Genomic DNA, 18,288 nt, shown 5'->3' on the forward strand with positions numbered 1-18,288 from the left:
AAAATCAAGGGCATGAACATTCACCAACTTTCCGTCACTTATGAAGAGCGCCAGGATCGGCTGCTATTGCGACTGAACACCCAAGACAGCCAAGAGTTCAGGTTCTGGCTGACTCGGCGGATGTGCTCACGCTTGATGCCTGCCATCGACCAGTCGGTGGTCAGACTGGAAGCCGCGCAGCCCGGCGTGGCAGCGCCCGACCCTGCAGCCAAGCAAATGCTGACCGAACTCAAACGCGACGCTTTTTTGCAAAAGGCAGATTTTTCAACGCCCTTTGAAGCCAAGGCCCAACAATTGCCCCTGGGCGATGAGCCTTTGTTGATCACCGACGCGCAATTGAATTTGCAAACGGGTGGCGGGCTGTCGATCACTTTTCAGGAAAAAGTGCCTGACGCACCGGTCAAGTCTTGCCAGCTGAATCTGCAAGCGTCTTTGGTGCATGGCCTGATTCACCTGATCCAGCAAGCATTGGTGAAGGCAGATTGGGGCTACACGGCTGCACCGGCCGCAGCCCCTGTAGAAGCCGCCCCCAGCGAGGCAACAGCCCCGCCGCGCTACACCCATTGAGGCGCGGATATCAGGCGTTGGTCGCCTCAATGCCCCAGCGTGCCAGTGCAGCATCATCCGAGACACGCGCATCGACCCACTGGGCGCCATGCGGGGTTTGTTCTTTTTTCCAGAATGGTGCCTGGGTCTTGAGGTAGTCCATCAGAAACTCACAGGCCTTGAAGCTCTCACCCCGGTGCGCAGAAGTCACCGCCACCAGCACAATCTGATCCGCAGGCAACAAACGCCCCACGCGGTGCACCACCCGAGCGGCATAAAAATCAAAACGGCGGTGCGCTTCTTCAATCATGGCCTCGATCGACTTTTCTGTCATGCCCGGGTAATGCTCCAGCTCCATGGCCTGCACTTCATCGTGCGCTGCGCCCGTCAAGGCCCGTGTATCCCGCACCGTGCCCACAAAGCTGCACACCGCGCCCACGCGCAGGTCTTGTGCACGCAAAGTGCTCAGCTCGGCAGACACATCAAAGTCTTCGGTTTGGATAGACACGCGTGATGTCATGGCTTCAGCCTCCGGTGACGGGTGGGAAAAAACCCACTTCGCAGTCTGCAGACAAAACGGTGTGCTCCTGGGCCATGACCTGATTGACCGCCACGCGCACGGGCCGCCCGAGTGCCAGACACTGCGCATAAGCACCACCTCGGGCGATCAATTCGGCGCGCAGCGACGCTACATCATGGCTGTCGGTGTGCACGCTCTCCGAGGCATGCCCAATGCTTTCACGCAGCGAGGCAAAGTAACGCACTTGAACTTTCATGCCAGCCACTCCGAAAAAGGCCAAAAATCGACCAGATCACCCCGTGCAATGGTCTGACCTGCAGGGTTGTCCACCACACCGTCGCCCCAGACCACGGACGTCAGCACCCCAGAGCTTTGGTTGGGAAACAGATCCAGGCCACCTTGCGCGTTGCGGCGAACACGCAAAAATTCACGGCGTTTGTCGGCCTTGGGCAGCTCAAAGTGGGCAGGCAATTTCAGGCAAGGGGGGGTGAGTTGATCAACACCCTGCAACTTCAAAATCAAGGGCCTGACCAGCAACAAAAAGGTCATGTAACTGGACACCGGATTGCCGGGCAAACCCACAAAATGTGCCGCACCAGCGGTCGTGGCACGGTGGATGTGGCCATAGGCAAAAGGTTTGCCGGGCTTCATGCCGATTTGCCAAAGGGCCAGGGCACCCAGGGATTGCACAGCCGGTTTGACGTGATCTTCTTCACCCACCGACACGCCGCCGCTGGTCAAGATCAGGTCATGGTGGTCTGCTGCTGTTTTCAGGGCCGCCACCGTCGCATCACGGCGGTCCGCCACAATGCCCAGATCGCTCACTTCGCAACCGAAACGGTGCAACAAGGCCCGCAAGAAAAATCGGTTGGAGTTGTAAATGGACCCGGCTGGCATCTGGTCTGGCGGTACATCCCCAGGCATCACCAGTTCATCACCGGTGGAAAACAGGGCCACCCGCGGACGCGGCATCACCTGCAGATGGGCCAGCCCCAAACTGGCCGCCAAACCCAGCTCGGCAGGCCCCAGTTTCTGACCCCGCCGCAGGGCTGTTTCTCCCTGTCGGATGTCTTCACCGCTGCGGCGAATCCATTGCCCGGCTTCTGGCTTGACCATGAAACGAACCCAGGGGTGCTCCCCATCTGAAACCACTTCGGCTTGCTCCTGCATCACGATGGCATCAGCCCCCGCAGGAACTGGCGCCCCCGTGAAAATGCGTGCGGCCTGCCCGGGCTGCAAAGCCTGGCCGTGGTGGCCTGCAGGAATGCGCTGCGTAACCTGCAGTTGATCCCCCACTTGGGCGATGTCCGCACAGCGCACGGCATAGCCATCCATCGACGAATTGTCAAAAGCGGGCACCTGCAAGCTTGACACCACATCACGGGCCAACACACGCCCATCCGCGTCGAACGTGGCCACCTCTTGCGAGCCGGACAGCGGCTCGATCTGGGCCAGCAGCGTCTGCAGGGCCTGGTCCAGGGGCATCAAGGGAGAACGTGCGGAGCTCATGTGGGTCAATCGCAATGTTGGGCAATGTAGGACTTGATCTGCACCACATCAACAGGCATCACCTGCACGCGCTTGGGCAAGGCTTCAATGCCTTCAAACTGCGGTGGGCGCTCAGGCTGGCGGCCCAAAGCTTCCACGATGGTCGCGGCAAACTTGATGGGCAAAGCAGTTTCCAGCACGATCATGGGCACTTGCGGGTTCAGATGCGCTTTGGCCACTTTCACCCCGTCGGCAGTGTGGGTGTCGATCATGACGCCGAAAGTGGCAAAGACCTCCTGAATGGTCTTCAGGCGGTCGGCGTGGGTGCTGCGCCCGCTGTCAAAACCGTAGGTGGTGGCAGCTTGGGCAAAGCGTGGGTCGCCCGACAAATCGAAGAAGCCTTGGCGGCTCAAACCTTCGCCAAAAATGGCTTTGGTTTGGACCGCATCGCGCCCCAGCAGGTCGAACACAAAACGCTCGAAATTGCTGGCCTTGGAGATGTCCATCGAAGGGCTGGAGGTTTCGTGCGTGTCGGCCGTGCCGCGCACGCGATAAATGCCGGTGCGGAAGAACTCGTCGAGCACATCGTTTTCGTTGGTGGCCACGATCAGACGGTCGATGGGCAAGCCCATCATGCGGGCCACATGGCCTGCGCACACATTGCCAAAGTTGCCGCTCGGCACGGTGAAGCTGACCTTTTGGTCGTTGCTTTGGGTGGCCTGGAAGTAGCCTGCAAAGTAATAGACCACCTGGGCCAGCAAACGCGCCCAGTTGATGGAGTTCACGGTGCCAATTTTGTATTGGCGCTTGAAATCCAGATCGTTGGACACCGCCTTGACGATGTCCTGGCAGTCGTCGAACACGCCTTCGATGGCGATGTTGTGGATGTTCTCGTCGAGCAGGCTGAACATCTGCGCTTGCTGGAACGGGCTCATGCGGCCGTTCGGGCTGGTCATGAAGACGCGCACACCTTTTTTGCCGCGCATGGCGTATTCGGCCGCACTGCCCGTGTCGCCCGAGGTGGCGCCAAAAATGTTCAGCGCTTCGCCGCGCCGTGCCAACTCGTACTCAAACAAATTGCCCAGCAATTGCATGGCCATGTCTTTGAAGGCCAAAGTAGGGCCGTTGGACAAGGCTTCGAGGAACATCTCGGGCTGTGCTTGGCCCGTAGCCTGCAAGGGCTTGAGTGGCACGATTTCTTTCGAGCCGAACACTTCAGGTGTGTAGGTCTTGCGGCACAAGGCCAGCAAGTCATCGCTTGGAATGTCGTCGATGTACAGCGACAGCACCTCAAAAGCCAAAGCCGCATAGCCCTGGCTTTGCCAGACTTGGCGCAAACGGGTCAACGCCGCTGCGTCGATCTGCGGGTAGCTTTCGGGCAGGTACAAGCCGCCGTCGGGCGCCAGGCCTTCGAGCAGGATTTCACAAAATTGTTTGCGGTCGGCATGGCCGCGGGTCGACAGGTAGCGCATCAGTTCAACTCTTCCTTGCGAATGCGCACAATGGGCGCCATCACGGTCGGCAAGGCCTGCATCTGGGCCAGCACCTCGTTCAGGGTGCCTTCGCGCGTGTCGTGGGTCAAGATGATCACGTCGGTCTGGTTTTCGCCCGCCTGGCTGACTTGATCGGCCTCACGCTGCAAGACCGCGTCGATGCTGATATCGGCTTGGGCCAGCAAACCGGTCAGCTTGGCCAGCACGCCCGCTTGGTCGGCCACGCGCAAGCGCAGGTAATAACTGGTCACGACTTCGGACATGGGCAAGACATTCAAATCGCTCATGGCCCCAGGCTGGAAAGCCAGGTGCGGCACGCGGTTGAGGGGGTCGGCGGTGTGCAAACGGGTGATGTCCACCAGATCAGCGATCACCGCGCTGGCGGTGGGCTCGGAGCCTGCGCCTTTGCCGTAATACAAAGTGGTGCCGACAGCGTCACCCTGCACCATCACGGCGTTCATCGCGCCTTCGACGTTGGCGATCAAACGCTGGGTCGGCACCAGGCTGGGGTGCACGCGCAACTCGATGCCTTGCGCCGTGCGCTTGGTGATGCCGAGCAGCTTGATGCGGTAGCCCAATTGCTCGGCGTACTTGATGTCGGCCGCGCCCAGCTGGGTGATGCCTTCGACATAGGCCTTGTCAAACTGCACCGGAATGCCAAACGCGATCGCGCTCATCAGGGTCACTTTGTGCGCAGCGTCCACGCCCTCGATGTCAAAGGACGGATCGGCTTCGGCATAACCCAAGCGCTGGGCTTCCTTGAGCACCACGCCAAAGTCCAGGCCCTTGTCGCGCATCTCGGACAAAATGAAGTTGGTCGTGCCGTTGATGATGCCCGCCACCCACTGGATGCTGTTGGCCGTCAGGCCCTCGCGCAGCGCCTTGATGATCGGGATGCCCCCTGCCACAGCAGCCTCAAAAGCCACCATCACGCCTTTGGCCTGGGCTGCCGCAAAAATCTCGGTGCCATGCACGGCCAGCAAGGCTTTGTTGGCCGTGACCACATGCTTGCCTGCGGCAATGGCTTCCATGACCAAGGCTTTGGCAATGCCGTAGCCGCCAATCAGCTCGATAACGATGTCAATGTCGGGGTTGGCAATCACAGCACGGGCATCGGCCACCACCTGAACGCCCTCGCCCACCACTTCTTTGGCACGCGCCACATCCAGATCGGCCACCATGGCGATTTCAATGCCACGGCCGGCACGGCGCTGGATTTCTTGCTGATTGCGCTGGAGCACGTTGAAGGTGCCGCTGCCCACAGTCCCAATGCCCAACAGGCCCACTTTGATCGGTTTCATTCACTTCTCTTTAACGTTGCGCCCGGCCATACCGGGCATTTCTAGAAAAAAATCAGGCCACCAGTTTGTCGGTACCAAAGCGCTTGCGGGCGCTTTCCAGGAACCGCGCCACGCGGCCAATGGCTTCGCGCAGGTCGTCTTCATGCGGCAAAAACACGATCCGGAAATGGTCGGCATCGGGCCAGTTGAAGCCCGTGCCCTGAACCAGCATGACCTTGGTTTCTTCCAGCAGTTGCAAGAAAAAGTCCTGGTCGTCCTGCACCGGGTAAATCTTCGGATCGAGTTTGGGGAACATGTACAAAGCCGCACGGGGTTTGACGCAGCTGACACCCGGAATCGCCGTGATCAGTTGGTGCGCCAAGTCACGCTGCTTGCGCAGGCGGCCGCCCTCGCCCACCAGTTCATTGATGCTTTGGTGCCCGCCTAAAGCGGTCTGAATGGCCCATTGGCCCGGAACGTTGGCGCACAAGCGCATGTTGGAGAGCATGTTCAAGCCCTCGATGTAATCGCGGGCCATTTTCTTGTCACCCGAAATCACCATCCAGCCCGCACGGTAGCCGCAAGAGCGGTAGCTTTTGGACAAGGAGTTGAAGGTCAAAGTCAGCACGTCTTGCGACAAACTGGCCAGCGGCGTGTGCTTGACACCGTCGTACAAGACCTTGTCGTACACCTCGTCGGCAAAAATCACCAAGCCATGTTCGCGAGCAATCGCCACAATGCCCTTGAGCAAGTCGTCGTCATACAAAGCGCCCGTCGGGTTGTTGGGGTTGATCACCACAATGCCCTTGGTGCGGGGTGTGACTTTGGCTCGGATGTCGTCCAAATCGGGCATCCAGCCATTGACCTCTTCGCAGCGGTAATGCACGGGCGTACCACCCGACAAACTGGCCGCCGCCGTCCACAGCGGGTAATCGGGTGACGGCAAGAGCAACTCGTCACCATCGTCGAGCAAGCCGTTGGTGGCCATCACGATCAATTCGCTGGCCCCGTTGCCCAAGTAAATGTCATCCAGCGTGACGCCCAAAATGCCCTGCTTTTGGGTTTCGTGCATCACAGCTTTGCGTGCGGCAAAAATGCCTTTGCTGTCCGAATATCCCGCCGAATTGGGCAGGTTGCGGATCATGTCCTGCTGAATTTCTTCAGGGGCATCGAAGCCAAAAACCGCCAGATTGCCGATGTTCAGTTTGATGATCTTGTGGCCATCTTCTTCCATCTGACGCGCTCGGTCCATGATGGGGCCGCGAATGTCATAACAAACGTTGGCGAGCTTGGCAGATTTCTGAATGGTCTTCAAAGTGCCTCCAAAGGCAGTGTGGGTGAGGGAAAACCTATAATTTGACCACATTTCAAGACCTTTTCAGCCGCAACGGCTCGCACAACATCCCGATGTTGAACGAAGTCGATCCCTACAGCCACATCGCGACATGAAACTTCAACCTGACAAATCGAACGCGCCCACCATCAATGCCTATGGCGAAGGCTGGATTGAAGTGAATGGCCAGAAATTCACGCAACCCTTGCGCGTGAGCAGTCTGCCAAACACCACCCCGAGTCCTTGGTCAGTTCAGCGATTCGATGCGCTGAGCGATCAAGATTTTGCACATGCCGACACCACTTGCGCCGAATTGGTGATTTTTGGCAGCGGCGCCAAACTGCGCTTTCCGAAGTCCGAATGGTTGGCCCCATTAATCTGCTTGGGCATCGGTGTAGAAACCATGGACACAGCGGCTGCTTGTCGCACTTACAACATCCTGGCCAGTGAAGGGCGAAAAGTAACCGCCCTTTTGCTCATCGAAAATTAAAGGATGCATTTGTCCACACGCTTGCTCTAAGCCGTGCAAGGTGACTCGCAGGACATGGCTTCAGAGTAAAATAGAAGGTTGTCGAGCCTTACGGGCTTCAAGTGCAGCGATAGGACACACCCAGTGGACTAGGCTCAAACAGTCAAGCGAGATCAGAGTTTTATGGCGATCGTTCTAAACAAACCCCTCCCAGAATTTGAAGCGAACGCTACAAGCGGTCTGAAAGTTTCGAACATCTCTCATGTCGGTCAAACTGTTGTTTTGTTTTTCTATCCCAAAGACAACACGCCAGGGTGTACCACCGAAGCCATGCAGTTCCGCGACAAATACAAAGATTTTGTCAAAGCTGGCGCCATGGTGCTGGGAGTCTCTCGAGACAACATGAAGTCTCATGACGACTTCAAAGCCAAGCTGGAATTGCCTTTCGAGCTAATTGCCGATACCGAAGAAAAAATGTGCCACATGTTTGGCGTGGTCAAAAACAAGATCATGTACGGCAAGAAAGTCAAAGGCATTGAGCGCAGCACTTTCCTGATTGGCGCCGACGGCACCCTGAAGCAGGAATGGCGAGGCCTGAAAGTGCCCGGTCATGTCGAGGAAGTGCTCAAAGCGGTCAAAGACCTCAAGAAGGCAGGCTGAGCGGCATTGAAATGCATGCGCATGAGATGTCTTGGAGCTCATGCATAATGGTTTTATGCCGCTGAAGTTCAGCCCCTCACATTTGCCAAAGGCCGCCTGGGTTTCCAGGCGGCTTTTCTTTTTTTCTGCGACCATCCGCCCTCAACTTTTTTGAAGAAGCTTTTGCTCATGCCTCTGCCACCTGCCCCCACCCAACGCGCCAGTCGTTTGTCCTCCAAGGCTTTCGAGGCTCAGTACGCAAACCCCGAGCTGGTCACAAAAACAGCGCCATTGACGCCTGCAAAAACCAGTAGCGCCCCGGCCGTCAACAGGCAACATAAAGTGCAAGCCAACACAGCAGCCGTCGAAAAACGCCCAAGCGCCCTGCGCTCACCCGTCCCAGCGCCCACACGCTCTGCCACCAAGACCACAAAACCCGCCGCTCCCACGAGCAAACCCAAACGCACAAGCGGCCCCACCAAGCTTTTTGTACTCGACACCAATGTGTTGATGCATGACCCTATGAGCCTGTTTCGTTTTGAAGAACACGACGTGTTCTTGCCGATGATCGTGCTGGAAGAGCTCGATGGCCACAAAAAAGGCATGACCGAAGTGGCACGCAATGCCCGTCAGGCCAGTCGATCATTGGATGCACTGGCTTGTGCCCAAGGCGCCGATCTGGGCAAAGGCTCGCCACTGAACACCACGGGTTACACGGATGCTCTGGGGCAATTGTTCTTTCAGACACAAGCGCTTGATTTGAGCCTACCCCTGGCCTTGCCCCAAGGCAAGGCGGACAACCAGATTCTGGGCGTTGTCAAGGCCTTGGGGCAGCTGCACGCCCCTCGCGAGGTGGTGCTGGTCTCCAAGGACATCAACATGCGGGTCAAGGCCCGCGCTTTGGGTCTGCAGGCCGAAGACTACCAAAACGACAAGACGCTGGAAGATGGCGATTTGCTCTACCCCGGCTCCATGGCCTTACCGGTGGATTTCTGGACACAGAATGGCAAAACCGTGGAGAGCTGGCAGCAAGGCACCAGCACGTTTTACAGAATTTCCGGCCCGATCGTGCCCAGCTTGTTCATGAACCAGTTTGTGTTCTTTGAAGCACCCGGTGAGCCCAGCCTGTATGCCCGCGTCACTGAAATTCGCGACAAGACAGCAGTTTTACGCACACTGAAGGATTTCACCCACCTCAAGAATGCTGTTTGGGGTGTCACGACCCGCAATCGTGAACAGAACTTTGCGATGAATTTATTGACCGACCCGGACATCGACTTCGTCACACTGGCGGGAACAGCCGGCACAGGCAAGACACTGATGGCATTGGCGGCCGGATTGACACAGGTGCTGGATGACCGCCGTTACACCGAAATCATCATGACCCGGGCCACCGTCAGCGTGGGTGAGGACATTGGCTTTCTACCTGGCACGGAAGAGGAAAAAATGGGGCCGTGGATGGGCGCTCTGGACGACAACCTCGAGTTTCTGGCCAAAGGCGATGGGGGCAATGCAGGTGAATGGGGGCGTGCTGCGACCAACGAGCTGATCAAGAGTCGCATCAAGATCAAGAGCATGAACTTCATGCGTGGTCGCACCTTCATGAACAAGTACGTCATCATCGACGAAGCGCAAAACCTGACGCCCAAGCAGATGAAAACCTTGATCACGCGTGCGGGGCCTGGCACCAAGATCATCTGCATGGGCAATCTGGCCCAAATTGACACACCCTACTTGACCGAAGGCTCGTCCGGTTTGACCTATGCGGTGGATCGATTCAAAGGCTGGGCACACGGCGGGCACATCACGCTGGCCCGGGGTGAACGCTCTCGCTTGGCCGACTTCGCCAGCGAAACACTCTGAGGCTTTGACTGCGTCGATCAGTAATCGTCGCTGCCCAGTCCGCCTGATGCGAGACTTTCAAAACGCGTCAGGTTCTTCAGGAACGCCAGACGAACGGTTCCCGTGGGACCGTTACGCTGCTTGCCAATGATGATTTCCGCCACGCCCGGATCTTTTGAATCCTTGTTGTAGTAGTCATCGCGATAGATGAACATGATGATGTCGGCATCCTGTTCAATCGCCCCGGATTCCCGCAAGTCGCTCATCATCGGGCGTTTGTCTGTGCGCTGCTCCACGCTTCTGTTGAGCTGCGACAAGGCAATCACCGGGCATTGCAATTCCTTGGCCAGCATTTTCAAGCCACGCGAAATTTCACCCAATTCGGTGGCGCGGTTATCGCCGCCCGAAGAGCCGGAACCACTCATCAGCTGCAAGTAGTCCACCACGATCAGGCCCAGCTTGCCGCATTGGCGCGCCAAGCGCCGGGCATTGGCACGCAATTCAGAGGGGGTCAGGCCTGGTGTTTCATCAATGTGCAAGGAAACGGTTCTGAGTTTTTCGATGGCCTCGGTCAGGCGTGGCCATTCCTCATCGGTCAATTTGCCGGTACGCAAATGCCCCTGGTCCACGCGGCCAATCGAGCCCACGACACGCACAGCCAACTGGGATGCACCCATTTCCATGGAAAACACAGCAACGGGCAGCCCTTCATTCAAGGCCACATGTTCTGCAATATTGATCGCAAATGCCGTCTTGCCCATGGATGGTCGCGCCGCCAACACCACCATATCGCCTGGTTGCAGGCCTGATGTCATGCGATCGAGGTCATAAAAACCGGTAGGGACACCTGTGATGTCATTGGGGTTGTCCGCCATCTCCTGAACGCGGTCGAGCAACTCCACAACCAGCGTGTCCATGGACTGAAAGCCCTGCTTCATGCGGGAGCCTTCTTCGCCAATGTTGAAGATTTTTTGCTCAGCTTCGTCAAGAATTCGATCTATTGCCTTGCCTTGCGGATTGAAGGCGTTGGTGGCGATTTCATCGCTGGCCGTCACCAATTTACGCAAGATGGAGCGTTCACGCACGATCTCTGCATAGCGACGGATATTGCTGGCGCTCGGCACATATTGGGCCAATGAGTTCAAATAGCCCAAGCCCCCCATCTCCTCAGACTTGCCCTGGTTTTGCAGTTGCTCGCTGACCGTGATGACGTCCGCAGGTTTGGAAGCATTGATCAGCGCCCCGATCGCGGTGTAGATGAGTTTGTGCTCATGGCGGTAAAAATCCGAATCCACCAGCAAATCGCCTACCCTGTCCCAAGCGCTGTTGTCCAGCAACAAGCCGCCCAAGACACTGGACTCTGCTTCAATCGAGTGTGGAGGCACGCGCAATTTGGCCACTTGACTGTCACTCGACAAATCAGCGGGGAACTCGTTCAAATGGTTCGTGAATACAGCAGACATCTAGGACAGTATGAAAAACTCAATGGTAAGCCCGCTCTTGAACATCGTCACGGGATAAAAACGGTGGGCTGTGCAGAAGAACTTGGGGTGGAATACAAAGGCGCTACTCAAAAAACAAAAAGCCGCCGAGCTCTTGGCCAGGCGGCTTTTTGATGTGTGGTTAACAATCAGGCAGTTTCGCCGTAGACCGTCACCGTCACATCCACCACCACATCAGTGTGCAAGGCCACGGACACCGTGGAATCGCTCACTGTTTTGATGGGGCCCAAAGGCATACGGATCTGGGACTTGACCAGTTTGTAGCCTTGTTTGTTCAGCTCATCGGCAATGTCGTTGTTGGTCACGGAACCAAACAAACGGCCGTCCACGCCCGCTTTTTGAGTCAACTTGACCACAGTGCCAGACAGCTTGTCGCCTTGGGCTTGTGCTTCGGCCAATTTGGCAGCAGCCGCTTTCTCCAATTCAACACGGCGAGCTTCGAACTCGGCCTTGTTGGCTTCGGTGGCGCGGCGGGCGCGGCCTTGAGGGATCAGGAAGTTGCGTGCGTAGCCGTCTTTGACTTTGACGATATCGCCCAGATTACCCAAGTTTACAACCTTTTCGAGCAGAATGATTTGCATGGTTGGGCTCCTTAGACTTTGTGCTGGTCGGTGTAGGGCAACATGGCCAAAAAGCGTGCGCGCTTGATGGCGGTGTTGAGCTGACGCTGGAAAATGGCACGGGTGCCAGTCAAGCGTGCGGGGATGATCTTGCCGTTTTCGGCGATGAAGTCACGCAATGTGTCCACATCTTTGTAGTCGATTTCTTCGACACCGGTCACTGTGAAGCGGCAGAAACGCTTGCGCTTGAACAGCAGTGACTGGGTGTTGCGCTTGGGGCGCTTGTCTTTGTTGAATTTTTTGAACGTGGCCATGGGGCCTCCTGAAATTAATCTTGCTGAAACTCTTGAATGTGCAACACGACACTTTTGCCTTGTCGAGGGGTGGCCAAAAAGCCCTGAAACGTCCAAATACTGCCTACCGCTTGCTTGGCCAGTCTTTCGGACAATGACCCGATGGCCAAGGCACGAAGCTTCAACTGGACTTTGCGCATTTGTCCGGCCTCTTGTACTTCAGAGGCATGCTCCAGAATCAAATCCAGAGCGGGCAAACCGGCGGGGGTGTATCGCAAAGCGGCTTGCTCGGCAATACAGGCGGTCAGTTCGGTACGGTTCACTCCTCAACAGGTCAGTATCAAGCGGCGAATTCGGCTTGTTGGGACTTGCGTGCTTCTTCGCGCTCGACGGTCTTCATCATGGAAGAAGGACCTGTGTCGGCTTTTTTCTTCAGCACCGTCAGGTGACGCAGCACGGCGTCGTTGAACTTGAAGGCGTGCTCGAGTTCAGCCATGACCGCTTGATCGGCTTCGATGTTCACGCACAGGTAGTGGGCTTTGCCCAGCTTGTTGATCTGGTACGCCAGTTGACGGCGGCCCCAGTCTTCCACACGGTGGATGCTGCCACCGCCGGCGGTGATCATGCCTTTATAGCGCTCCAGCATGGCCGGCACTTGTTCGGACTGATCGGGATGGATCAGCAAAATGATTTCGTAATGACGCATTGAGACTCCTTGCGGTTAACCCAAAAGGTTGGAAAAGCCGCCCCCAGCGTCTGGTCGAGGTGCGGCAAGGCGAAGCCTAAGATTATAGCTTGATTTCAGAACCCTGAATAGTCGCTGTTGGCTCTTGAAACCAGGGCCGCAGGCTGCGCGCGTGGCATCACCCAGGAGCTGGGTAGCATCCAGGTCAATAGAGCCATCACGACAAACCCGACAGGCACGCCGAACACGCCTGCCGACAGCGGCTGAATGCCAAACCACAAGCCATCACTGGGAGCCAATCCCCAAAAGTGGCGGAAACCAGGCGAGTTGATCACCATGTAGTACAGCGTGACGCCCAACCCCGCCAGCATGCCGGCAACCACCGCTGGGCGGTGGACTTTGCGCCAAACCATGCCCAAAACCATGCCGGGAAAAAACGCTGCCGCAGCCAGCGAGAACGAGGTGGACACCAAAGCCAAAATTTCGGCCGGCTTGAAAGCGGCCACCACGGCTGCCAACATGGCCACCGCCAACAGTGCAAATTTGGACAAAATGACTCGACCTTCGGAGGATTTGGGTTTGTGCTCGCGCCCGGGTCCGATGTCATGAACCAGCGCATTGCTGATGGTCAAAAGCAAGCCATCAGCCGTTGACAAAGCTGCCGCCAAGCCACCTGCAGCCACCAAGCCCGACACCACAAAGGGCATGCCGCCCATCTCGGGGGTAGCCAGCATGATCATGTCGGCCCCCAGTTTGAGCTCGCCCAGTTGCAACACCCGGTCGCCGTTGACATCGGAAAACTCCAGGAGCGCCGAATCCAAGCGGGCCCATTGGGCCATCCAGCTGGGTAAGTCCTCAAAACTGCTGCCCACCAAGTTGTTGAGCACCTCGAACTTGACCAGCACCGCTAAAGCGGGAACGCTCAAGTAAAGCAAGCCAATGAAAAACAAAGACCAAGCGACTGAGGTGCGGGCCTCGGCCACCGAGGGCACCGTGTAAAAACGCGTCAGCAAATGCGGCAAACCAGCCGTGCCCACCATCAGGCAAAACACCAAGGCCAGAAAATTGAGGCGCGACTCACCAAACAACTTGACCTCTTCCGGGCTACCTTCAGGATTACCCGCAAAGGCCTGTGCGTGCGGGGGCATGCCGCCCAAAGGCTTGGACCGCTCCCGGTTGTCGTGCATGGCCCGCGTCCACTGCTCACGAGCGGTGGCGGCATCACGTGGCACCGCCAAAAGCTCACGCCGAGCTTGAGCAATGGCTGCGTAATCGGCCGATTGCGACTTGAGCATGCGGATTTTTTCTTCCAGTTCATGGCGTAATGCCACCATCGCGCCATCGACATTTTTCAGACGGTCTTCGTAAACTTGGGCCCGCCGAGCAAATGCTTGACGAACTTCGATTTCAGCGGGGTCGTGGATCAGTTTTTGCTCAATGGCCGCAATTTGGGCCAATTGCTGCCCGTAGGCCAAGGGTGCCAAGGGGGTGCCCAACTGCTTGTAAGCCAGCCACGACACCGGAATCATGAAGGCCAGCAAGAGCATGATGTATTGCGCCACCTGCGTCCAGGTGATGGCGCGCATACCGCCCAAGAATGAACACAGCAAGACCCCGCCAAGGCCCAACAAAATGCCAATTTCGAACTGAACGCCTGTCAGGCGCGAGGCGATCAAGCCGATGCCATATATCTGCGCGACGACATAGGTAAACGAACACAAAACCGACGCCAAAGCAGCAATGATGCGGGGCCAACGTCCGCCGTAGCGCTGGTCAAAATAGTCCGGCAGGGTGTAAAGCTTCATGGCGCGCAACTGGGGCGCGATCAACAAAGCGACCAGACAAAACCCTCCAGTCCACCCCATGACATAAGCCAAACCACCGGGCTGCTGCCCGCTGCCAGAAAATCCTTGCAAGTAAAGCGCCCCCGCCAAACTGATGAAAGACGCCGCACTCATCCAGTCAGCGGCAGTGGCCATGCCGTTGTACATGGCCGGGATGCGCCGACCGGCCACGTAATACTCGTCTTCGTCGGTGGTGCGGCTGGAAATGCCGATCAAGGCATAAATCATCACCGTACTGAACAAGAAGAAGGGACCAATGAGGTTTCGCGACAAACCCCATCGTTCAGCCCAGGCCATGGCACCCATCAAGCTGACGAGGATGGCCATGTAAAAAAGCACATTGCGGTGAAGCCGCCAGTGGTAGGCCGAAGAGGGACGGGCTGCCATGGGTGATTTCATCGCAAGGGCTTGGGTTGACGAATCAGTTGCCCAGATTGGTCCAGGTTTCGATGACGGTGTCAGGGTTCAGCGAGATCGAGCTGATGCCCTGGTCCATCAACCAATGCGCAAAGTCCGGATGGTCCGAGGGGCCTTGGCCGCAAATGCCGATGTATTTGCCCTGCGCCAAACAAGCTTGGATGGCTTGCGAGATCAAGGCCGTGACCGCCGGATCGCGTTCGTCAAAGTCTGCGGCCAGCAACTCCATGCCCGAGTCGCGGTCCAGGCCCAAAGTCAGCTGCGTCAGATCGTTCGAGCCAATCGAGAAGCCGTCGAAAAACTCTAGGAACTGCTCAGCCAGAATGGCGTTGCTGGGCACTTCACACATCATGATGACTTTGAGGTTCTCTTCGCCTCGGCGCAGGCCTTGGCTGGCCAGCAGCTGGGTGACCTTTTCGGCTTGCCCCAAGGTGCGCACAAAGGGCACCATGATCTGCACGTTGGTCAGGCCCATCTCTCCACGCACCCGCTTGAGGGCTTCGCACTCCATGGCAAAAGCTTCCCCAAAGTCTGCGCTGATGTAACGCGCAGCGCCACGGAAACCGAGCATGGGGTTTTCTTCTTCGGGTTCGTAGCGGCTGCCACCGATCAGTTTGCGGTATTCGTTGCTCTTGAAGTCGGACAAGCGCACGATCACTGGCTTGGGCCAGAATGCGGCGGCGATGCTGGCCACGCCTTCGGTGACTTTGTCCACATAAAAAGCACGGGGGGATGCGTGGCCACGGGCCACCGATTCCACGGCTTTTTTGAGGTCGGCGTCGATGGCGGGGTAATCCAGGATGGCCTTGGGGTGCACGCCAATGTTGTTGTTGATGATGAATTCCAGACGGGCCAGGCCGACACCGGCATTGGGCAGCTGGGCAAAGTCAAAGGCCAGTTGGGGGTTGCCCACGTTCATCATGATCTTGGTTTTGATCTCGGGCAGCAAGCCACGCTGGATCTCGCTGACCTCGGTTTCCAGCAGGCCGTCGTAAATGTGGCCGGTATCACCCTCGGCGCAGCTGACGGTGACCAAGGTGCCATCGGTTAATTGCTCGGTGGCGTTGCCACAGCCCACCACCGCCGGAATGCCCAGCTCGCGCGCAATGATGGCGGCGTGGCAGGTACGCCCGCCCCGGTTGGTGACGATGGCGCTGGCGCGTTTCATCACGGGCTCCCAGTTCGGGTCGGTCATGTCGGTCACCAGCACATCGCCGGGCTGGACCTTGTCCATCTCGCTGATGTTGTGAACCAAACGGACGGGGCCAGTACCGATCTTTTGGCCAATCGCGCGGCCCTCGGCCAAGATGGCGCTGACTCCTTTGAGCTTATAACGCAACTCAGGTGTACCTTTGGCCTGACTTTTCACAGTCTCGGGACGTGCTTGCAAGATGTAGAGCAAACCGTCGGAGCCGTCTTTGCCCCACTCGATGTCCATGGGGCGGCCGTAATGCTGCTCGATCACCACCGCGTAGCGGGCCAATTGTTCGACCTCGTCGTCGGTCAGGCTGTAGCGGTTGCGCAGTTCGGTGGGCACGTCGGTGGTTTTGACCAGCTTGCCCGAGGCGGCTTTTTCTTCTGGGGTGGCGAACACCATCTCGATCAGCTTGGAGCCCAAGTTGCGACGGATCACGCTGCGCTTGCCCGCGGCCAACATGGGCTTGTGCACATAAAACTCGTCAGGGTTGACTGCGCCCTGCACCACCGTTTCACCCAGGCCATAACTGGAAGTGATGAACACGACGTCTTCAAAGCCAGACTCGGTGTCGATCGTGAACATGACGCCCGCCGCACCGAGATCGGAGCGCACCATGCGCTGCACGCCCGCGGACAAAGCCACGTCGGCGTGGGCAAAACCCTTGTGCACGCGGTAGCTGATGGCGCGGTCGTTGTAGAGCGAGGCGAACACCTCTTTCATCTTGTGCAGCACGTCGTCGATGCCAACCACGTTCAAAAAAGTTTCCTGTTGCCCAGCAAACGACGCGTCTGGCAAATCTTCGGCCGTGGCTGAGGAGCGCACCGCGAACGAAGCCTCCGGGTTGCTGCCCTGCAGGCGCACAAACTCTTCTCGGATGGCTTGCTCCAGATCGGACGGGAAAGGCTGGGCTTCGACCATGGCGCGGATTTCGGCCCCGGCAGCCGCCAAGGCACGCACGTCCTCGGTGTCCAAGGCATCCAATCGGGCGTTGATGCGCTCGGTCAGGCCACCAAACGCCAAAAACTGGCGAAAAGCGTGGGCGGTGGTGGCAAAGCCTGTGGGCACAAGCACACCCGAAGGCAGCTGGGAAATCATCTCCCCCAGGCTTGCGTTTTTGCCGCCGACCGACTCGACATCGGTCATGCGCAACAACTCAAAGGGAACGACCAGGGCGGTCTCGTTGAAAAGAACAGACATGCTAAAGCTCCAAAGTTAAAACCGGGCTCCAGGGCGCAGGTCAGGGTTTTTGTTATTCTTGTCGTGGAACCCCGAGCGGACAGCGGTGGATAATCGACTGATTTTAGGGGTCTTGTAGACCCTCGCATTTGAAATTAATTACAAGCATGTCAAAACGCACCGTTTTTTTCGTCTCTGACGGCACCGGCATCACAGCCGAAACATTTGGCAATGCCATCCTGGCCCAGTTCGACATGAAAACCCGGCATGTGCGATTGCCCTTCACCGACACCATCGACAAGGCCCACCAGGCCGTTCGGCAGATCAACCACACAGGTGAAACCGAAGGCAACAAGCCCATTGTGTTCACGACCTTGGTGAACATGGATGTGCTCAAGGTGCTGCAAGAGCACTGCCAGGGCATGTTGCTGGACATGTTCGGCACCTTTGTGAACCCACTGGAAACCGAGCTGGGCATCAAGTCCCACCACCGGGTCGGGCGTTTTTCGGATGTGAGCAAAAGTAAGGAATACCACGACCGCATCGAAGCCATCAACTTTTCGCTGGCCCATGACGATGGGCAATCCAACCGCGATCTGGAATCGGCCGATGTGATTTTGGTGGGCGTGAGCCGCAGCGGAAAGACCCCCACCAGCTTGTACCTGGCCATGCAGCACGGACTCAAAGCAGCCAACTACCCCTTGATTCCAGAAGATTTTGACCGCAGGCAATTGCCACCAGCCTTGGTACCGCACCGCAAAAAGATTTTCGGCCTGAGCATCCACCCGGATCGCTTGGCCGAGATCCGCGCCGAACGCCGCCCCAATTCGCGTTACGCCAGCATTGAAAACTGCCGCATGGAAGTCTCGGAAGCCGAGGCGATGATGCGCCGCTCGGGCATCCGCTGGTTGTCAACAACGACGAAGTCCATCGAGGAAATTGCCACGACCATCTTGCAAGAGATCAAGCCGGAGCGGCTGGTTTATTGAGGCGGGTTGCCGCC

At 57.5% G+C, this 18,288-nt stretch carries 19 protein-coding genes; 6 read left to right on the forward strand and 13 right to left on the reverse strand.

Translation table 11 applies throughout. The features are described from left to right. The first annotated feature begins 12 nt into the window (after positions 1–12). On the forward strand, positions 13–567 hold the full coding sequence (locus AMM33_RS05240; RefSeq protein WP_194945254.1) for a hypothetical protein: 555 nt from the start codon (positions 13–15) through the stop codon (positions 565–567). Between the two features lie 10 nt (positions 568–577). Here the strand turns inward: AMM33_RS05240 and AMM33_RS05245 are convergent, their stop codons facing one another. From AMM33_RS05245 to AMM33_RS05270, 6 genes are read right to left on the reverse strand one after another with little or no spacing between them, the layout of a single operon-like run. Continuing rightward, a complete protein-coding gene (locus tag AMM33_RS05245) occupies positions 578–1,066 on the reverse strand; it encodes a molybdenum cofactor biosynthesis protein MoaE (protein ID WP_090139331.1) in 489 nt (162 codons plus the stop codon). Between the two features lie 4 nt (positions 1,067–1,070). Continuing rightward, positions 1,071–1,322 (reverse strand): molybdopterin converting factor subunit 1, encoded by a 252-nt coding sequence (gene moaD / locus AMM33_RS05250; RefSeq protein WP_090139332.1) that lies wholly within the window; start codon positions 1,320–1,322, stop codon positions 1,071–1,073. After that, positions 1,319–2,575 carry a molybdopterin molybdotransferase MoeA gene (gene glp, locus AMM33_RS05255; protein ID WP_090139333.1) on the reverse strand — a complete coding sequence of 419 codons (1,257 nt, stop codon included), beginning with the start codon at positions 2,573–2,575 and terminating at the stop codon, positions 1,319–1,321. The genes moaD and glp overlap by 4 nt, the downstream gene beginning before the upstream one ends. 5 nt (positions 2,576–2,580) lie before the next feature. Further along, the gene (thrC, locus tag AMM33_RS05260; protein ID WP_090139334.1) at positions 2,581–4,026 is read right to left on the reverse strand and encodes a threonine synthase; all 1,446 of its coding nucleotides are present in this window, start codon (positions 4,024–4,026) and stop codon (positions 2,581–2,583) included. Then, a complete protein-coding gene (locus AMM33_RS05265) occupies positions 4,026–5,348 on the reverse strand; it encodes a homoserine dehydrogenase (protein ID WP_090139335.1) in 1,323 nt (440 codons plus the stop codon). Before AMM33_RS05265 ends, thrC begins: the two co-directional genes overlap by 1 nt. Positions 5,349–5,400: 52 nt before the next feature. After that, complete coding sequence (locus AMM33_RS05270; RefSeq protein WP_090139336.1) at positions 5,401–6,642, reverse strand: pyridoxal phosphate-dependent aminotransferase; 1,242 nt, start codon at positions 6,640–6,642, stop codon at positions 5,401–5,403. Positions 6,643–6,772: 130 nt separating this feature from the next. On the opposite strand from AMM33_RS05270, the gene AMM33_RS05275 reads away from it, so the two are divergent. The 3 genes from AMM33_RS05275 (at position 6,773) to AMM33_RS05285 (ending at position 9,631) form a co-directional block, all read left to right on the forward strand. Continuing rightward, the gene (locus tag AMM33_RS05275) at positions 6,773–7,150 is read left to right on the forward strand and encodes an Mth938-like domain-containing protein (protein WP_090139337.1); all 378 of its coding nucleotides are present in this window, start codon (positions 6,773–6,775) and stop codon (positions 7,148–7,150) included. A gap of 162 nt (positions 7,151–7,312) precedes the next feature. Further along, positions 7,313–7,789: a peroxiredoxin gene (locus AMM33_RS05280; RefSeq protein ID WP_090139338.1), complete on the forward strand. Its 477-nt coding sequence runs from the start codon at positions 7,313–7,315 to the stop codon at positions 7,787–7,789. Between the two features lie 168 nt (positions 7,790–7,957). Further along, the gene (locus AMM33_RS05285; protein ID WP_090139339.1) at positions 7,958–9,631 is read left to right on the forward strand and encodes a PhoH family protein; all 1,674 of its coding nucleotides are present in this window, start codon (positions 7,958–7,960) and stop codon (positions 9,629–9,631) included. A gap of 17 nt (positions 9,632–9,648) precedes the next feature. Here the strand turns inward: AMM33_RS05285 and dnaB are convergent, their stop codons facing one another. After that, positions 9,649–11,073 (reverse strand): replicative DNA helicase, encoded by a 1,425-nt coding sequence (dnaB, locus tag AMM33_RS05290; protein WP_090139340.1) that lies wholly within the window; start codon positions 11,071–11,073, stop codon positions 9,649–9,651. Between dnaB and AMM33_RS21785 the strand changes: the two genes are divergently transcribed. Beyond that, positions 11,050–11,226, forward strand: a complete 177-nt coding sequence (locus AMM33_RS21785; RefSeq protein WP_194945269.1) for a hypothetical protein — start codon at positions 11,050–11,052, stop codon at positions 11,224–11,226. The genes dnaB and AMM33_RS21785 overlap by 24 nt on opposite strands. A 14-nt stretch (positions 11,227–11,240) precedes the next feature. Here the strand turns inward: AMM33_RS21785 and rplI are convergent, their stop codons facing one another. The 6 genes from rplI to ppsA form a co-directional block, all read right to left on the reverse strand. Then, positions 11,241–11,693, reverse strand: a complete 453-nt coding sequence (gene rplI, locus AMM33_RS05295) for a 50S ribosomal protein L9 (protein ID WP_090139341.1) — start codon at positions 11,691–11,693, stop codon at positions 11,241–11,243. An 11-nt stretch (positions 11,694–11,704) separates the two neighbouring features. Beyond that, positions 11,705–11,986 (reverse strand): 30S ribosomal protein S18, encoded by a 282-nt coding sequence (rpsR, locus tag AMM33_RS05300; protein ID WP_019427495.1) that lies wholly within the window; start codon positions 11,984–11,986, stop codon positions 11,705–11,707. Positions 11,987–12,000: 14 nt separating this feature from the next. Beyond that, the gene (gene priB, locus AMM33_RS05305) at positions 12,001–12,288 is read right to left on the reverse strand and encodes a primosomal replication protein N (protein ID WP_090139342.1); all 288 of its coding nucleotides are present in this window, start codon (positions 12,286–12,288) and stop codon (positions 12,001–12,003) included. 17 nt (positions 12,289–12,305) lie between these two features. Continuing rightward, on the reverse strand, positions 12,306–12,671 hold the full coding sequence (gene rpsF / locus AMM33_RS05310) for a 30S ribosomal protein S6 (protein WP_053176575.1): 366 nt from the start codon (positions 12,669–12,671) through the stop codon (positions 12,306–12,308). A gap of 95 nt (positions 12,672–12,766) precedes the next feature. Beyond that, positions 12,767–14,881 carry a VC_2705 family sodium/solute symporter gene (locus AMM33_RS05315; RefSeq protein WP_090139566.1) on the reverse strand — a complete coding sequence of 705 codons (2,115 nt, stop codon included), beginning with the start codon at positions 14,879–14,881 and terminating at the stop codon, positions 12,767–12,769. 34 nt (positions 14,882–14,915) lie between these two features. After that, the gene (gene ppsA, locus AMM33_RS05320; RefSeq protein ID WP_090139343.1) at positions 14,916–17,306 is read right to left on the reverse strand and encodes a phosphoenolpyruvate synthase; all 2,391 of its coding nucleotides are present in this window, start codon (positions 17,304–17,306) and stop codon (positions 14,916–14,918) included. 146 nt (positions 17,307–17,452) lie between these two features. Here ppsA and AMM33_RS05325 point away from each other — a divergent pair, with 146 nt between their 5' ends. Next, positions 17,453–18,274 carry a posphoenolpyruvate synthetase regulatory kinase/phosphorylase PpsR gene (locus tag AMM33_RS05325; protein ID WP_090139344.1) on the forward strand — a complete coding sequence of 274 codons (822 nt, stop codon included), beginning with the start codon at positions 17,453–17,455 and terminating at the stop codon, positions 18,272–18,274. The last annotated feature ends 14 nt before the right edge of the window (positions 18,275–18,288 follow it).

The organism is Limnohabitans sp. DM1 (genome assembly GCF_001269385.1).
GTDB lineage: Bacteria > Pseudomonadota > Gammaproteobacteria > Burkholderiales > Burkholderiaceae_C > Limnohabitans_A.

Excerpts from the sequence above, each read along its gene's own strand:
- AMM33_RS21785 (WP_194945269.1), top strand. The coding sequence starts at position 11,050 with ATGGTTCGTGAATACAGCAGACATCTAGGACAGTATGAAAAACTCAAT.
- rpsR (WP_019427495.1), bottom strand. The coding sequence starts at position 11,986 with ATGGCCACGTTCAAAAAATTCAACAAAGACAAGCGCCCCAAGCGCAAC.
- AMM33_RS05325 (WP_090139344.1), top strand. The coding sequence starts at position 17,453 with ATGTCAAAACGCACCGTTTTTTTCGTCTCTGACGGCACCGGCATCACA.
- dnaB (WP_090139340.1), bottom strand. The coding sequence starts at position 11,073 with ATGTCTGCTGTATTCACGAACCATTTGAACGAGTTCCCCGCTGATTTG.
- AMM33_RS05265 (WP_090139335.1), bottom strand. The coding sequence starts at position 5,348 with ATGAAACCGATCAAAGTGGGCCTGTTGGGCATTGGGACTGTGGGCAGC.
- AMM33_RS05280 (WP_090139338.1), top strand. The coding sequence starts at position 7,313 with ATGGCGATCGTTCTAAACAAACCCCTCCCAGAATTTGAAGCGAACGCT.
- AMM33_RS05315 (WP_090139566.1), bottom strand. The coding sequence starts at position 14,881 with ATGGCAGCCCGTCCCTCTTCGGCCTACCACTGGCGGCTTCACCGCAAT.
- AMM33_RS05285 (WP_090139339.1), top strand. The coding sequence starts at position 7,958 with ATGCCTCTGCCACCTGCCCCCACCCAACGCGCCAGTCGTTTGTCCTCC.
- rplI (WP_090139341.1), bottom strand. The coding sequence starts at position 11,693 with ATGCAAATCATTCTGCTCGAAAAGGTTGTAAACTTGGGTAATCTGGGC.
- AMM33_RS05275 (WP_090139337.1), top strand. The coding sequence starts at position 6,773 with ATGAAACTTCAACCTGACAAATCGAACGCGCCCACCATCAATGCCTAT.
- AMM33_RS05240 (WP_194945254.1), top strand. The coding sequence starts at position 13 with ATGAACATTCACCAACTTTCCGTCACTTATGAAGAGCGCCAGGATCGG.
- AMM33_RS05245 (WP_090139331.1), bottom strand. The coding sequence starts at position 1,066 with ATGACATCACGCGTGTCTATCCAAACCGAAGACTTTGATGTGTCTGCC.
- thrC (WP_090139334.1), bottom strand. The coding sequence starts at position 4,026 with ATGCGCTACCTGTCGACCCGCGGCCATGCCGACCGCAAACAATTTTGT.
- rpsF (WP_053176575.1), bottom strand. The coding sequence starts at position 12,671 with ATGCGTCATTACGAAATCATTTTGCTGATCCATCCCGATCAGTCCGAA.
- moaD (WP_090139332.1), bottom strand. The coding sequence starts at position 1,322 with ATGAAAGTTCAAGTGCGTTACTTTGCCTCGCTGCGTGAAAGCATTGGG.
- glp (WP_090139333.1), bottom strand. The coding sequence starts at position 2,575 with ATGAGCTCCGCACGTTCTCCCTTGATGCCCCTGGACCAGGCCCTGCAG.
- ppsA (WP_090139343.1), bottom strand. The coding sequence starts at position 17,306 with ATGTCTGTTCTTTTCAACGAGACCGCCCTGGTCGTTCCCTTTGAGTTG.